Annotated in this window: 13 protein-coding genes and 1 pseudogene; 9 read left to right on the top strand and 5 right to left on the bottom strand. The window is 70.4% G+C overall.

Going from position 1 to position 13,486, the window contains the following annotated elements; translation table 11 throughout:
* Nucleotides 1-359 precede the first annotated feature (359 nt).
* Nucleotides 360-1,571: a glycoside hydrolase family 64 protein gene (locus tag ACIBCU_RS35555; protein ID WP_399236733.1), complete on the top strand. Its 1,212-nt coding sequence runs from the start codon at nucleotides 360-362 to the stop codon at nucleotides 1,569-1,571.
* Nucleotides 1,572-1,719: 148 nt separating this feature from the next.
* Here ACIBCU_RS35555 and ACIBCU_RS35550 read toward each other — a convergent pair whose 3' ends face one another.
* Nucleotides 1,720-2,280 carry a TetR/AcrR family transcriptional regulator gene (locus ACIBCU_RS35550; protein WP_362941104.1) on the bottom strand — a complete coding sequence of 187 codons (561 nt, stop codon included), beginning with the start codon at nucleotides 2,278-2,280 and terminating at the stop codon, nucleotides 1,720-1,722.
* A gap of 103 nt (nucleotides 2,281-2,383) precedes the next feature.
* On the opposite strand from ACIBCU_RS35550, the gene ACIBCU_RS35545 reads away from it, so the two are divergent.
* From ACIBCU_RS35545 to ACIBCU_RS35535, 3 genes and pseudogenes are all read left to right on the top strand, one after another.
* Complete coding sequence (locus ACIBCU_RS35545; RefSeq protein ID WP_362941107.1) at nucleotides 2,384-3,070, top strand: SDR family oxidoreductase; 687 nt, start codon at nucleotides 2,384-2,386, stop codon at nucleotides 3,068-3,070.
* A gap of 55 nt (nucleotides 3,071-3,125) precedes the next feature.
* A pseudogene (locus tag ACIBCU_RS35540) lies at nucleotides 3,126-4,129 on the top strand (NADP-dependent oxidoreductase).
* A gap of 218 nt (nucleotides 4,130-4,347) precedes the next feature.
* Nucleotides 4,348-6,117: an amidohydrolase gene (locus tag ACIBCU_RS35535; protein WP_362941110.1), complete on the top strand. Its 1,770-nt coding sequence runs from the start codon at nucleotides 4,348-4,350 to the stop codon at nucleotides 6,115-6,117.
* An 86-nt stretch (nucleotides 6,118-6,203) separates the two neighbouring features.
* Here the strand turns inward: ACIBCU_RS35535 and ACIBCU_RS35530 are convergent, their stop codons facing one another.
* Nucleotides 6,204-6,728 carry a hypothetical protein gene (locus ACIBCU_RS35530; RefSeq protein ID WP_362941113.1) on the bottom strand — a complete coding sequence of 175 codons (525 nt, stop codon included), beginning with the start codon at nucleotides 6,726-6,728 and terminating at the stop codon, nucleotides 6,204-6,206.
* Nucleotides 6,729-6,956: 228 nt separating this feature from the next.
* Between ACIBCU_RS35530 and ACIBCU_RS35525 the strand changes: the two genes are divergently transcribed.
* Nucleotides 6,957-7,574, top strand: a complete 618-nt coding sequence (locus tag ACIBCU_RS35525) for a YceI family protein (protein WP_399236619.1) — start codon at nucleotides 6,957-6,959, stop codon at nucleotides 7,572-7,574.
* Nucleotides 7,575-7,637: 63 nt separating this feature from the next.
* On the opposite strand, the gene ACIBCU_RS35520 is transcribed toward ACIBCU_RS35525, so the two are convergent.
* From ACIBCU_RS35520 to ACIBCU_RS35510, 3 genes are read right to left on the bottom strand one after another with little or no spacing between them, the layout of a single operon-like run.
* Entirely contained in the window at nucleotides 7,638-8,276 is a 639-nt protein-coding gene (locus ACIBCU_RS35520) for a class I SAM-dependent methyltransferase (RefSeq protein WP_362941119.1), read from the bottom strand.
* Nucleotides 8,273-9,313 (bottom strand): NAD(P)/FAD-dependent oxidoreductase, encoded by a 1,041-nt coding sequence (locus tag ACIBCU_RS35515; RefSeq protein WP_362941122.1) that lies wholly within the window; start codon nucleotides 9,311-9,313, stop codon nucleotides 8,273-8,275. Before ACIBCU_RS35515 ends, ACIBCU_RS35520 begins: the two co-directional genes overlap by 4 nt.
* Before the next feature lie 15 nt (nucleotides 9,314-9,328).
* Nucleotides 9,329-9,775 carry an ATP-binding protein gene (locus ACIBCU_RS35510; RefSeq protein WP_399236615.1) on the bottom strand — a complete coding sequence of 149 codons (447 nt, stop codon included), beginning with the start codon at nucleotides 9,773-9,775 and terminating at the stop codon, nucleotides 9,329-9,331.
* A 112-nt stretch (nucleotides 9,776-9,887) separates the two neighbouring features.
* On the opposite strand from ACIBCU_RS35510, the gene ACIBCU_RS35505 reads away from it, so the two are divergent.
* The 4 genes from ACIBCU_RS35505 (at nucleotide 9,888) to ACIBCU_RS35490 (ending at nucleotide 13,364) form a co-directional block, all read left to right on the top strand.
* Nucleotides 9,888-10,709 (top strand): Scr1 family TA system antitoxin-like transcriptional regulator, encoded by an 822-nt coding sequence (locus ACIBCU_RS35505; RefSeq protein WP_399236613.1) that lies wholly within the window; start codon nucleotides 9,888-9,890, stop codon nucleotides 10,707-10,709.
* Nucleotides 10,706-10,957: a DUF397 domain-containing protein gene (locus ACIBCU_RS35500; protein ID WP_399236611.1), complete on the top strand. Its 252-nt coding sequence runs from the start codon at nucleotides 10,706-10,708 to the stop codon at nucleotides 10,955-10,957. The genes ACIBCU_RS35505 and ACIBCU_RS35500 overlap by 4 nt, the downstream gene beginning before the upstream one ends.
* Before the next feature lie 10 nt (nucleotides 10,958-10,967).
* Complete coding sequence (locus tag ACIBCU_RS35495; protein WP_399236609.1) at nucleotides 10,968-11,810, top strand: SMI1/KNR4 family protein; 843 nt, start codon at nucleotides 10,968-10,970, stop codon at nucleotides 11,808-11,810.
* A gap of 171 nt (nucleotides 11,811-11,981) precedes the next feature.
* Complete coding sequence (locus ACIBCU_RS35490) at nucleotides 11,982-13,364, top strand: cellulase family glycosylhydrolase (RefSeq protein ID WP_399236607.1); 1,383 nt, start codon at nucleotides 11,982-11,984, stop codon at nucleotides 13,362-13,364.
* Nucleotides 13,365-13,486 lie beyond the last annotated feature (122 nt).

The raw sequence follows: 13,486 nt of genomic DNA, 5'->3' as shown, positions 1-13,486 counted from the left end.
CGGAGGCAGGCTCCGGTGCCACAGTTTCACATCCCCCGAGGGGCGAGCGAGGCGGCACCCGCCCGACCACCCGGGGCACCCCCGGCGCCGGGGCTCCGGCGGCGGCCGCGTTCAACACCTGTTCACTCCACGCGCACGGCGAGGGACCAGGCGTGGCCAAAAGCCGTTCCCAGGCGTCGAGTTGTGAAGAACGGCAACTTTCTGAGAGCGCTCTCAGTCCTGACTCTTGACGCTCACCGGAGCCGTCGCGAGAGTGGTGCGCACCGCAGACGGCCCCACCTCTCCACCTCCCCGCACCACCCCTGATCCCCGTCCGCGTCCCCCCACACCTCGGGAGTTCCTCCGTGATTTCGCGCAGAATGTTCCTGACGGGCGCCGCCGCCTCCGCGACCGCGCTCGCCTACCCCCTCTGGGGCAGCACCCTGAGTCCGCGTACGTCGGCCGCCCCCGCGACGTGTGAACTGGCCCTGGAGAACCGCTCGTTGCCCGGCACCGTGCACGCCTATGTCACCGGCCACGAGCAGGGCTCGGACCGCTGGGTGCTCCTGCGCCCCGACGGCGGCGTCTACCGCCCCGACTCCCCCGGCGCACCGCAGACCCCGCTGCCGGTCGACTGCGCCATCCCGCTGAAGGCCGCGGGCGGGGGCCCGGTCGTCCTGACCCTGCCCCAGATGTACGGGGCGCGGGTCTACTTCGTGCGCGACGACAAGCTGGACTTCTACCTCAACCCGGGCCCGTCCCTGGTCGAGCCGGCCTTCGCGACGCCCACCGACCCGAACTACGGCAGGACCTGGTCGTTCTGCGAGTTCACCTTCAACCCGCAGCAGCTGTACGCGAACATCAGCTACGTCGACCTGGTGACGGCGCTGCCGATCGGGCTGACCCTCGAGGGCGACGCCACGCACACGGTGGCCCCGCTCCCCGACGGCGCGGTCCAGCGCATCGCCGACGACCTCACGGCCCAGGCGGCCTCCGACGGGCAGCCCTGGGACAAGCTGGTCACCCGCGGCTCGGACGGACAGGTCCTGCGGGTCATCTCGCCGCAGAACCTGATGGCGCCGTTCTTCGACCGCCCCGCCGAGATGCCGTTCCGTGATCTGTTCACCGCGCAGATCGACGAGGTCTGGGAGAAGTACCGCTCCACCGACCTGCGGATCGATCTGCAGGGGGGCCGGGGCACGCTCGCCGGCCGGGTCAGCGGCGACACCCTGACGTTCGAGGGCGGCCACACGTTCGTCAAGCCGGCCTCGAAGGACATCTTCACCTGCAACCACGGTCCCTTCACCAACAACCCCGGGGACTCCGACGACAAGAAGGCCCTGCTGGCCAGGATCGCGGCGGGCTTCAACCGCTCGATCATGCTCAGCCACCCCAGCCAGCCGAACGGCACATCGGTGGCGGACTACTACAAGGGCGCGGTGACGAACCACTGGTCGCGCGTCGTCCACGCGAACTCCCCGATCGGCTACGCCTTCCCCTACGACGACGTACGCCCGGACGGCGAGCCGGACGTGTCGGGGGCGGCGCACGACGGCAACCCCCGCCGCTTCACGGTGAGCGTGGGCTCCTGACCCCACACGCAACCCGCCCCGTCGGCCGCTGTGCGCGGCCGGCGGGGCGGTTCTGCCGGACGAGCAGCGCCTTCGCCGAGAAGCGTACGTACAGCCGGGACGAACCGGGCCCGTTCCCGCCGCGTACCAACCGGCACCACACCTCCGCTCAGCCGGCTGCCGTCAGCGCCGCGCGCGCGGTGGTGAGGATCTCCTCGGAGACCGGGGAGCCCTTGGTGGCCCGGGCCAGGACGAGTGCGCCGAGCATGGTGCACAGCCGGGTGATGCCCTCCTGGTCATCGGTGGCGAGCCATGCGGCGAAATCACCCACCCCCTCGGTGTACGCGCGGCGAGCCCCGGGAGCCCCGGATTCACGGGCCATGTCGGTGACGAGTCCGGCAGCGGGGCACCCGTCCGCCGCACTGTCACGGTGCTCGACGGAGAGATAGGTGTCGATCAGCGCCCGCTGGGCGGCGTCACGCCGCCCGCCGTTCCGCTCGAGCCCTTCGTTGCGGAGCCGGCCGAGTTCGTCGAACGCGTGAGCGGTGGCTTCGTCGACGAGTGCCTCCTTGGAGGCGAACTGCTTGTAGAAGCCGCCATGGGTCAGCCCGGCCGCCTTCATGAGGTCGGCCACGCTGACGTGGGTGCCCTGTTCCCGGAACAACCGGGACGCGGTCTCCACGACCCGGCGGCGGTTCTCCTCCGCTTGCGCCTGCGATACGCGGCCCATCAGCCACCTCACTGTTTGATGTCGGTTGAAATCTATTCTAGGCCATGTTTAGATTACCCTCATCATCTAATGGCGCTCGACGCCCGCAACGCTGGGAGCAGACATGGAACTGAAGGACGCGGTCGCGGTGGTGACCGGTGCCAACCGGGGGCTCGGGCGGCATCTGGCCGCACAGCTCGTGGAACGCGGAGCAACGGTGTACGCGGCGGCCCGCCGCCCCGAGACGGTGGACCTGCCGGGCGTCACTCCGCTGCGGCTGGACATGACGGACGAGGAATCGATCCGGGCCGCGGCCCGCATCGCCTCCGACGCGACCCTGCTGGTGAACAATGCCGGCATCTCCACCGCGACGCCGCTGATCGCGGGTCACCTGGACGCGGTGCGCCTGGAGATGGAGACGAACTTCTTCGGTCCGCTCGCCGTGACGCGGGCCTTCGCCCCCGTCATCGAGGGCAACGGCGGCGGCGCCGTGCTCAACGTGCTGTCCGTCCTGTCCTGGCTGCACCCGGCGGGCCTCGGGTCCTACGCCGCGGCGAAGGCCGCGGCATGGGCCCTGACCGACGCGGCCCGGGAGGAACTGGCGCCCCGCGGCATCGCCGTCTCGGCGCTGCACGTCGGATACATGGACACCGACATGGCAGCGGGCGTTCCGGCCGACCAGAAGGCCGCCCCCGCCGGGGTCGCGGCACAGGCCCTGGACGGCATCGAGACGGGCATGTCCGAGATCCTCGCCGACGAGACCACCCGGTACGTCAAGCAGAGCCTCGCCGCTTCGCCTGACGCGGCATGAGGCGCGGGACGGGCGGAGACGCCTTTGCCTTCGCGGACGGAGGACGGCGACGACGATGAAGACCTTCATGATCGAGCGCTACGGCGACAGGGCCGGAGTGCGCGCCGGCGAGATGCCCGACCCGCAGGTGGGAGCCGCCGACGTTCTCGTCCGGATCCACGCGGCGAGCATCAACCCGCTGGACCTCAAGCTCCGTGACGGGGACCTCAAGGCGCTCCTGCCGTACCGTCTCCCGCTCGTCCTGGGCAACGACCTCGCGGGTGTGGTGGTGCGGGTGGGATCAGCAGTCACGCGCTTCACGGTGGGTGACGAGGTCTACGCCCGGCCCGACAAGGACCGCATCGGCACGTTCGCCGAGCTCATCGCCGTCCAGCAGGACGACGTGGCGGTCAAACCGGCCGGGCTGACCATGGAGGAGGCCGCATCCCTTCCCCTGGTCGCCCTGACCGCATGGCAGGCGCTCGTGGAGCGAGCTCAGTTGCAACCTGGCCAGAGGGTCCTGGTCCACGCGGGGTCCGGCGGCGTCGGCACCATCGCCGTGCAACTGGCGAAGCAACTGGGCGCGCACGTGGCCACCACCGCGAGCACGGCCAAGGTCGCCCTGATGAAGGAACTCGGCGCGGACGTCGTCGTCGACTACCGGAAGCAGGCTTTCGAGACAGTCCTAGACGGCTACGACGTCGTCCTGGACACCCTCGGCGGCGAGACGCTCAAGAAGTCCCTGCGGGTACTCAAGCAGGGCGGGAAAGTCATCAGCATCGCAGGCCCTCCCGACCCCGGCTTCGCCCGCGAGCTGGGCGCCAACGCGATTCTCCGACTGGCGGTGAGCGCCCTGAGCTTCAGGACCCGGCGTCGCGCCGAGCGCCACGGGGTGACGTACACGTTCCTGTTCATGAAGGCCGACGGCGACCAGCTGCGGGAACTCGCGGCGCTCGTGGACGCCGGGAAGATCCGGCCGGTCGTCGACCGCGTCTTCCCGTTCGCGAGACCCCGGCGGCCATCGAGTACGTCGAGAAGGGCCGTGCGAAGGCCGGCAAGGTCGTCGTCGCGATGACGTGAGGACGGATTCTCACCGGCAGGCCGGTGCCCTCGCCGCGCCGGCCCGCACCGTATCCGTGCGCGGCGGCGGCTTCTTCCCCGCCGCTCGCCCCGGAGGGCTGCGAACCCTGGTCGTCCGCATACACAGGTGCCGGTACGCAACGCGTAACTCCGGCGACATCCGGGCCTATTGACTTCGCAACAACCGGAATGGAGAGTGCCGGGCACTGTACTTGTACATGCCATCGGACCCGGAGGCGCCCGTGTGTGACCTGCACGACCCCAGCGACCACGACCATGCGGTACACACGGGCGACGGGCTGAGCCGCCGCCGGATCATGCAGATGCTCGGGGCCGCCGGAATAGCCACCACGGCGATGGGCGCGACCGCCGATCCGGCGATGGCGGCGGCCTCGGACGAGGCCGCCGGCGGAGCGGTGGAGGCCGCCTCGTACACCCCGCCCGAGGGGCTCGCCCAGGACTCGGCGGCCAAGCGGACGGCGCTGGGCTGGATCGAGCGGAACGCGTCCCGGATCAACGGCCTGAACGACGAGATCTGGGAGCACGCGGAGCTGAGCCTGCGGGAGTGGAACTCCTCCCTCGCCGAGGCCGACTTCCTGCGCAAGGCGGGCTTCGACGTCGAGTTCGGCACGGCCGGCTTCCCGACCGCCTTCACCGCCACGTACACCCGGGGCAAGGGCGGCCCCGTCATCGGTTTCAGCGGCGAGTACGACGCCCTTCCCGGCCTGTCCCAGAACAAGGGGGTGGGCGAGCACGACCCGAAGGAGTACGTCCACGACCCGTTCGCCCCGGGTTACGGGGCCGGGCACGGCTGCGGCCACTGCGCACTCGGGACCGCTGCGGCGGCTGCCGCCGCGGCCGTCGCGGAGGCGTCCCGGCGCCACAAGCTCGACGTGACGGTGAAGTTCTTCGGCTCCACCGCGGAGGAGCAGCTGATCGGCAAGACGTACGCCGTCAGCCAGGGCGCCTACGACGGCCTCGACGCCTTCCTCGACTGGCACCCCTCCACCGGCAACGCCACCGGCTGGGGCACCTCGAACGCGATGACGGCCGTCACCTTCACCTTCCTCGGTGTCGCCGGCCACGGCGGCACCCCGCTCGGCAACAAGAGCGCGCTGGACGCGGCCGTGATGATGGCGACCATGTCGGAGTTCCTCCGCGAGGAGAGCATGGCCCCCTCGGCGCGGCTGCACTGGGTGATCAACAACGGCGGCGACATCCCCAATGTGACGCCGGAGATCGCGGAGATCTCCTACTACGTCCGTGAGGGCAGCGTCGAGCGGGTCACCTCGCTGCTGGACAAGGTCATCGCCGTCTCGGAGGCCGCCGCGACCGCCAGCCGCACGTCGGTGCGGCACCGGATCACCTCGGCGTGCTGGAACCAGCTCCCCTCCAAGGCGTTCGCCGAGCTGATGTACGACAACATGCGGCAGATCGGGCCCCCGGTCTTCTCCGAGGACGCCCAGCGCCTGGCCAAGGAGCTCCAGAGCTCGCTGGGGCTGCCGGAGAGCGGACTGCACGACAAGGTCGGTGAGCTGACGCCGCCCAACCCGGTCTTCCTGGGCGGCGGTTCCACCGATGTGGCCGATATCAGCTGGCAGGTGCCGACCGTCTCCATGGGCGCGGCCGTGGCTCCCATCGGGTCGAAGATGCACACCTGGTCGACCGCCTCCTGCGCGGGATCGGCACCCGCCCACGCGGCGATCAAGGCCGCCGCGGCCTATCTGGCGGCCACGGCTGTCGACCTCCTCGTGAAGCCGGAGCTCCTGCGCGGGGTCAAGGAGGAGTTCGAGAAGCGGACCAAGGGGCTGACCTGGAAGACAGCGCTGCCGGAGGGCTACGAGCCGCCGATGTACGAGCCGCCCGCCTGGTTCCTGAAGAAGACGGGCCAGAGCTGGCCGCCGGAGAACATCACCTGGCCGCCGCGCCGGGTCGTCAGCAAGGAGAAGTTCGCCTCGCTCGGGCCGGCGCTGAAGCCGCAGGTCTGATTCCGGTCGGCCCCGTACGCGGAGGTGCCCCCGTCCGGCCGGACGGGGGCACCTCCGCGTACGGGGCCGGGCCTGTGCGCGTGAGGTCAGCAGCCGCCGCAGTTGTAGTACGTCACGTCCCAGTGGTTGCCCTCGTCGGCGTAGATGTTGCCGGAGCCGGACTTGTACTGCGGGGCGCCGTCGCCGCGCAGGCCGATGTAACTGAACACGCCCTTCACGTAGTTGGTCAGGCAGGTGCTCTTGCCGAAGTCGAGCTTGTAGCCGTTCCAGTGCGAGTACGTGCCACTGGCGTGCCCGGTCTCGGTGCCCCCGGTGATGTTCAGGGCGCAGCCCGTGGCGCTCTTCAGGGTCTGGGCGCCCTGGGCGCTGGTCAGGTTGAGCTGGTCGAAGGATGTGCAGGTGGAGACGTTCCGGTCGGAGCAGCCACCCGAGGACGACCAGGTGATCCCGGACGAGATGAAGCGGGAGGTCGCCTGGGAGTGGGTCAGCTTGGTGACGGCGTGCGCCTCGGTGGCGCCGCCGCCGAGGACGCCGACGCCGGGCGCGAAGAGCGCGCCGAGGACGAGGGCGAGAGCGGTGAGGGCCGAGCGGAGTCGGGGGCGGGTCAGCATGGGGAGTCCTCCTGCTCATGACAATTACGGGCAGGGAGATAGTGCCCCAGCTCTACGCGCGTCCGCCAGGGGGCGACCGAGGCGCCCGCCAGACCTTCCGCGATTTCCGGACCGGCCTGGACCCTTGATGTTGAACTTTGAACAAGATGGGTCTACAGTCGAACTCGTTGAAGGTTAAATCAACGCTTCGACAGCCACTCGTCTGAATCCGTCCCCCGAGGAGGAGCCATGGCTCTGTTCAACCGCAAGAACAACGACGCCCCGACCGCCGCCGCCACCCCCGCGGTGGACCCCGCGCTGGCCGCGCTGACCGGCACGTACACGATCGACCCGGCCCACAGCAGCATCGGTTTCACCGTGCGTCACGCCATGGTCACCAACGTGCGCGGCTCCTTCGGTGAGCACGAGGGCACGCTGGTGCTGGACGGCTCCGACCCGGCCAACTCCTCCGCCTCCATCGACGTCAAGATCGCCAGCGTGGACACCGGCATCCCCGACCGCGACGGCCACCTGGTCAGCGGCGACTTCTTCGACGCCGAGAAGTTCCCCCTCATGGCGTTCCGCTCCACGCAGGCCGAGCAGCTGGGCGGCGACACCTACCGCGTCACCGGCGACCTCACGATCAAGGACGTCACCCGCCCGCTCTCCATCGACCTGGAGTTCAACGGCTCCGCCACCGACGTCTACGGCAACGAGCGCGTCGGCTTCGAGGGCAGCACCAGCATCCTGCGCTCCGACTGGGGCCTGACCTGGAACGCGGCGCTGGAGACCGGCGGCGTGATGGTCAGCGACAAGGTCAAGCTGACCTTCGACATCTCCGCCATCAAGGCTGCCCCGCAGGCCTGACCCTCCCGAACCGAGCGCGCCCGCCGGCTCTCCCCTCCCGGGGAGGACGGCGGGCGCTCGGCGTCAGCGGCCTGACTTACGGCGGACCTTCAGCGCGTTGTCCGTGCGGGTGGTGGGGTTGCCTTCGGGGTCGTTCTGGATCCGCTCGTGCTCCTCGCTGAGCAGCACCTCCCACTCCCCCTCCGGCAGTTCGAGCGAGGCGAGAACCTCGTCCGTCGTGGGCAGCTCCATGTCCGGGTGGTCGTGCTCCCACGAGGGGAAGCCGGCGTGCCCGACGATCAGGAGTACGCCGCCGGGTGCGACGGCCCTGGCGGCCCTGCGCAGGATCTCCTCGCGCGGCAGGTCTCCCATCGAGTGCAGGAACTGGGCGGAGACCAGGTCGTACTCCCCCTCGGGGAACGATGCCCCCAGGTCGTGCCACTGCCAGTCGATCCGGTCGGCGACATCGGCCTCGGCCGCGTGACCCGCCGCCCGCTCCAGGGCGACCCGCGAGATGTCCGTGGCGGTGACCTGCCAGCCCCACCGGGCGAGCCAGACCGCGTCGGCGCCCTCGCCGCACCCCAGGTCGAGGGCGCGGCCCGGCTTGAGGCCCTCCACTTCACGGACGAGGGCGACGTTGGGGTTCCCGCTCCAGATGCGGTCGCTTTCGCGGTACCGGTCGTCCCACATCTCGGCGTCGGTACGGGTGCTGTCGGTGGTCATCGTGAGGTCTCCTGAAGTCCGTGACGGCGGTCCCCGAGCACACGCTCGGTGACCTGGCGCTCGGCCTCGGCCGAGAAGGGGACGCGGCGGGCGTCGACCGCGCGGCGGGTGTCCTCGGTGACGAGGTCCATGTTGATCATCGAGGCCGCCTTCAGCCCGGCTGCGGCGGCTCCGACGACCTGCTCCATGAGGTTGGCGACGTTACCGGCCACCCAGACCCCGGGCACATCGGTGGCCCCTGCGGGGTCGGCAGCGATGTAGGTGCCGATGACCTGGTCGCCCATCGTCATCTCGGTCGGCACCAGGCCGAGGCTCTCCAGGACCGCCGACCGCGCGGTGAAGCGGGGCTGGACCACGAGCGCCTCGCGCGGGATCACCGTGCCCCCGGCCAGCCGCACACCGGTGAGCCGGTCGTCGGCCACCTCCAGCGCTTCCACCTCGCCGTCCACCACCGAGATGCCCCGCGCGGCGAACTGCTCGTACTCCTCGTCACTGAAGTCGGGCTGCTCGTGCCGGAACAGCACCACGTCGTCGGTCCACTGCCGCCAGAGCAGCGCGTGGTGCACGGCCATGGGGCTGCTCGCCAGAATGCCGACCGGCCTGTCCCGCACCTCCCACCCGTGGCAGTACGGGCAGTGCAGCACCTCGCCGCCCCAGCGCTCGGCCAGGCCCTCCACGGCCGGCAGCTCGTCGACGATCCCGGTGGTCACGAGCAGGCGGCGGGCGTGGACGGCGTTCCCGTCCTCCTGCACGACGCGGAAGCCGTCGGACAGCTTCTCGGCCGAGACGACGTTGCCCTGGACGATCTCGGCGCCGTAGTCCGCCGCCTCGGCCCTGCCGATGGCCAGCAGCTCCAGGGGCGGGACGCCCTCCCGACCCAGGTAGTTGTGCGCGTGGGACGCGGGGGCGTTGCGCGGGCTGCCCGCGTCGATCACAAGCACGGAACGCCGCGCCCGGGACAGCGCGAGCGCCCCGCTCAGCCCGGCCGCCCCACCGCCGATCACCACTACGTCGTACCGCTGGTTCGTCTCGCTCATGCGGAACACCTCCTGTTACGGAAGATGGTGCGCGCGCGACGGTGATTCGACAAACCTGCTTGCTGAACCAGCAAACTCGCACCACACGGTCTTCCCAGGATCCCGCTCCCCCACCCCCCATGCGTCGGCGAGCGCACCGACCAGCGCGAGCCCGCGCCCGTACTCGGCGAGGGGCACGGGGTGCGCGGACCCCTGGACCACACCGCCCCCGCTGTCGTGCACCTCGATCCGGAGCACGCTCCCCCAGGTGAGCTGCACCCGGAAACCCCTCCCGGGCGGGACTCCGTGGACCAGCGCGTTGGTCGCCAGCTCGCTCACGCAGAGCAGTACGTCGTCCAGGTCCACCTCGCACGCCCAGTCGAGCAGCGCCTCGCGGACGAACTGGCGCGCGAGGGGGATCGACCTGCGCTCGCGGCGGTAGAACGCCTCGCGGAAGGAGGCCAGTTGCGTTGATTCATTCACGGCACGACTGTCACAGAACGTCACTACTGTGGGGCACCGCGTCAGGTCGTACACCGCGTTTGTACGAGCGCTGACGGGTCCGGCGGGGCTCGCGTACAGGGAAAGGCACGGCATGCACTCGGTGAAGAGGAACAAGCGGGTCACGTCCTGGCATGTCATCGGAGCGCAGCTGGCCGCGTTCCGGCGCGCGGCCGGGCTGACGCAGACGTCGCTGGCCGACCGGTTCTGCGTGGGCGAGGACACGATCGCCTCGATCGAGCAGGGCCGCCGGGCCCTCCAGGCGGACTTCGCGACGCAGCTCGACGAACTGCTCGACACCAAGGGGGCGTTGGGGGTCGCGGTGGCGAAGGTGCCGCAGAAGGAGCGGTTCCCGGCGTTCGTGCAGGACTTCGTGGAGTACGAGCAGGAGGCGGTGACGCTGCTGTCGTACCAGAACCAGGTGGTACCCGGGCTGTTGCAGACGGAGAAGTACGCACGCGCCGTCTTCGCGAGCCTCTACCCGCCCTTGGAGGAAGATGATTTGGAGGAGCGCCTCACAGGTCGTCTCGGCCGACAGTGCGTGTTCGACCGGAAGCCTCGGCCGATGGTCAACTTCCTGATCGAGGAGTCCATTCTGGCGCGGCCTCTAGGCGGCCGATCCGTCCTGCGCGAGCAGATCCGGCATCTGCGGCGCTGCGCGGAACTGCCGTTCCTGGGACTCCAGATCATGCCCACGAACCGGGAGACGCACGCCGCGCTCGACGGGCCGATGGTGCTACTGGAGACCCCTGACCACGACCAGCTGGCGTACATCGAGGGCCAGCGCGTCAGTGTCCTGATCGACGACCTCGACGAGGTCAGCGTGCTGCAACAGAAATATGGGATGCTGCGTTCGCAGGCGATTTCCCCCGAGGAAAGCAAGCGCCTACTGGACGACCTGCTGGGAGAGTCATGACGCGCGCAGCACAGGGCACAGGTCTCACCTGGTTCAAGTCGAGCCACAGTGGCAGCGAGGGCGGCGACTGTCTCGAAGTCGCCTACGACTGGCGCACGTCCAGCTACAGCGGCAGCGAGGGCGGCAACTGCGTCGAGGTCTCCGCCCACCCCGCCGCCGTGCACATCCGCGACTCCAAGGTCACCGACGGCCCGGTCCTCACCGTGCCCCCGGCCGCCTGGGCCGCGTTCGTCGCCTCCACCACCTGACGGTGCGCGCATGACCGACCCGCAGAGCTCCCTCGCCCGCATCGCCGAACGGGTGCGGCCGCCCGCCGTGGCGGTCGACGGCCACGGTGACTGGTCCGAGGCGGAGAAGGCGCTGGGCACCCGGCTGCCGGAGGACTACAAGCAGCTGGTCGCGACGTACGGACGCGGGGACTTCTGGGGTGCGCTGTGTCTGTGCACCCCGTTCGGTGACGACAACCCGGTCCCGCTCACGGCGGACCTCCTGGACGACTACGGTCCGCTGCGCGACCTCTGCCCCGAGTACTACCCCTACCCGCTCTTCCCGGAGCCCGGCGGGCTGCTCGCCTGGGCGGTGACGGAGAGCGCGGCGCACGTCTGCTGGCTGACCGAAGGGCCTCCCGAATCCTGGCCGGTGGTGATCTGGTCACGGGACGACGACTACGAGCGGTTCGACTGCGGGGCCGGCGCGTTCCTCGACGGTGTGACGAGCCGCCGCATCCCGTCCCAGCTCCTGCACCACGATCCGGAGCCGGCCCCCTGGTTCGACCCCGCCGTCCAGCTCGACCACGTGTACGTACGCCTGGGCGAGGGGGCCCGCCCGTACACCGAACGCCTGAAGATCCTGCGGGACGCGCTCGCCCCCACGTCGGACCGCGGCGGCTACGAGCACGACGGCCGGCGGCAGGACCACTTCGCCGTGGACGGCGCCGGCTGGCTCCTGACGTACGAGTCGGCCTACGGCCATCAGCTCCGGGTCGCGTTCCCGCCCGCCGACAGCGCGGCGGCGCGCCGTGCCGTGCTGGCGGCCGTGGACCTCATGGGGTGCCCCGTGCAGTCGGCCGACACCGTTCACGGCACATCCTCCTGGGCCTGACACGTCTTCCCAGCTCGCCGCCATGCCGTAACCGCTGCCTACGTACCGCTCCTCACCGAAGCCGGTCGGATGTCTGTACGCGCCTCGGCGCACCGTGTACGGTCTCGGCCCGATGGACCTTGGGAGCGCTCCCACCCCCCACTGTTTCCGCTTCGCACGAGGAGGAACGCTATGAAACGCCTACTCGCCTTACTGGCGACCTGCGCGACAGTCCTGGGCCTCACGGCAGCACTCGGCTCCCAGGAGGCGGCTGCCGCCACCGGCTGCAAGGTCGAGTACACCGTCGCCAGCCAGTGGCAGGGCGGCTTCCAGGCCGGAGTGAAGGTCACCAACCTGGGCGCCCCGACCAGTGGCTGGACGCTCGCGTTCGCCATGCCGGACGCCGGCCAGAAGGTCGCCCAGGGCTGGAACGCCACCTGGTCGCAGTCCGGCTCCGCGGTCACCGCCGTCGGCGTCGACTGGAACCGCACGCTGGCCACCGGCGCGACGACCGACCTGGGATTCTCGGGCACCTTCACGGGCGCCAACCCGAAGCCCACCGCGTTCACACTCAACGGCGTCGCCTGCACGGGCTCCCTCGAAGAGCCCCCGCCCGGCCCGGCCCCGGACGTCGACGGCACCCCCGTGGATGTCAACGGTCAGCTTCACGTCTGCGGCGTGAACCTGTGCAACGAGCACGACCGCCCCATCCAGCTGCGGGGCATGAGCACGCACGGCATCCAGTGGTTCGACGCCTGCTACGACGCCGCGTCCCTGGACGCCCTGGCGAACGTCTGGAAGTCGGACCTGCTGCGCATCTCCATGTACGTCCAGGAGGACGGCTACGAGACCGACCCGGCGGGCTTCACCGCCCGCGTGAACGAGCTCGTCGACATGGCCGAGGCCCGCGGCATGTACGCCTTGATCGACTTCCACACCCTGACGCCGGGTGACCCGAACTACAACCTCGACCGCGCGAAGACGTTCTTCGCGTCCGTCGCCGCCCGCAACGCGGACAAGAAGAACGTGATCTACGAGATCGCCAACGAGCCCAACGGCGTGAGCTGGTCGGGCATCAAGCGCTACGCCGAGCAGGTCATCCCGGTGGTCCGTGCCGCCGACCCGGACGCGGTCGTCATCGTCGGCACCCGCGGCTGGTCCTCGCTCGGGGTCTCGGACGGCTCCAACGAGAGCGAGGTCGTCAACAACCCCGTCAACGCGTCCAACATCATGTACACGTTCCACTTCTACGCCGCGAGCCACAAGGACTCCTACCGCTCGACGCTGAGCCGCGCCGCCTCGCAACTTCCCTTGTTCGTCACCGAGTTCGGCACCGTGACCGCCACCGGCGGCGGAGCCATGGACCAGGCGAGCACCACGGCCTGGCTGGACCTGCTCGACCGGCTGAAGATCAGCTACGCGAACTGGACCTACTCCGACGCCCCCGAGAGCAGCGCGGCGTTCCGGCCCGGCACCTGCGGCGGCGGTGACTACAGCAGCGGTGGCGTGCTCACCGAGTCCGGGGCACTGCTCAAGAACCGGATCAGCACTCCTGACAGCTTCCCCACCAGCTGACCGGTGGCGGGGGGGGGGGGGCGCCCCCCCCCCCCCCCCCCCCCCCCCCCCCCCCCCCCCCCCCCCCCCCCCCGCGGGCCGGGGGCGGCGCGGCCCCCCCCCCCCCCCCCCCCCGCCCCGCC

Origin of the sequence: Streptomyces sp. NPDC051064 (genome assembly GCF_044455985.1) — a bacterium.
Taxonomy (GTDB): Bacteria; Actinomycetota; Actinomycetes; order Streptomycetales; family Streptomycetaceae; genus Streptomyces.
Note: the sequence above shows the minus strand (reverse complement) of the source record. Positions and strands in the feature narration are given on the sequence as shown.

Bases quoted from the DNA above. Each gene is read 5' to 3' on its own strand.
- ACIBCU_RS35535 (WP_362941110.1), top strand. From the start codon at position 4,348: ATGCCATCGGACCCGGAGGCGCCCGTGTGTGACCTGCACGACCCCAGC.
- ACIBCU_RS35530 (WP_362941113.1), bottom strand. From the start codon at position 6,728: ATGCTGACCCGCCCCCGACTCCGCTCGGCCCTCACCGCTCTCGCCCTC.
- ACIBCU_RS35545 (WP_362941107.1), top strand. From the start codon at position 2,384: ATGGAACTGAAGGACGCGGTCGCGGTGGTGACCGGTGCCAACCGGGGG.
- ACIBCU_RS35550 (WP_362941104.1), bottom strand. From the start codon at position 2,280: ATGGGCCGCGTATCGCAGGCGCAAGCGGAGGAGAACCGCCGCCGGGTC.
- ACIBCU_RS35495 (WP_399236609.1), top strand. From the start codon at position 10,968: ATGACCGACCCGCAGAGCTCCCTCGCCCGCATCGCCGAACGGGTGCGG.
- ACIBCU_RS35520 (WP_362941119.1), bottom strand. From the start codon at position 8,276: ATGACCACCGACAGCACCCGTACCGACGCCGAGATGTGGGACGACCGG.
- ACIBCU_RS35500 (WP_399236611.1), top strand. From the start codon at position 10,706: ATGACGCGCGCAGCACAGGGCACAGGTCTCACCTGGTTCAAGTCGAGC.
- ACIBCU_RS35515 (WP_362941122.1), bottom strand. From the start codon at position 9,313: ATGAGCGAGACGAACCAGCGGTACGACGTAGTGGTGATCGGCGGTGGG.
- ACIBCU_RS35555 (WP_399236733.1), top strand. From the start codon at position 360: ATGTTCCTGACGGGCGCCGCCGCCTCCGCGACCGCGCTCGCCTACCCC.
- ACIBCU_RS35490 (WP_399236607.1), top strand. From the start codon at position 11,982: ATGAAACGCCTACTCGCCTTACTGGCGACCTGCGCGACAGTCCTGGGC.
- ACIBCU_RS35505 (WP_399236613.1), top strand. From the start codon at position 9,888: ATGCACTCGGTGAAGAGGAACAAGCGGGTCACGTCCTGGCATGTCATC.
- ACIBCU_RS35525 (WP_399236619.1), top strand. From the start codon at position 6,957: ATGGCTCTGTTCAACCGCAAGAACAACGACGCCCCGACCGCCGCCGCC.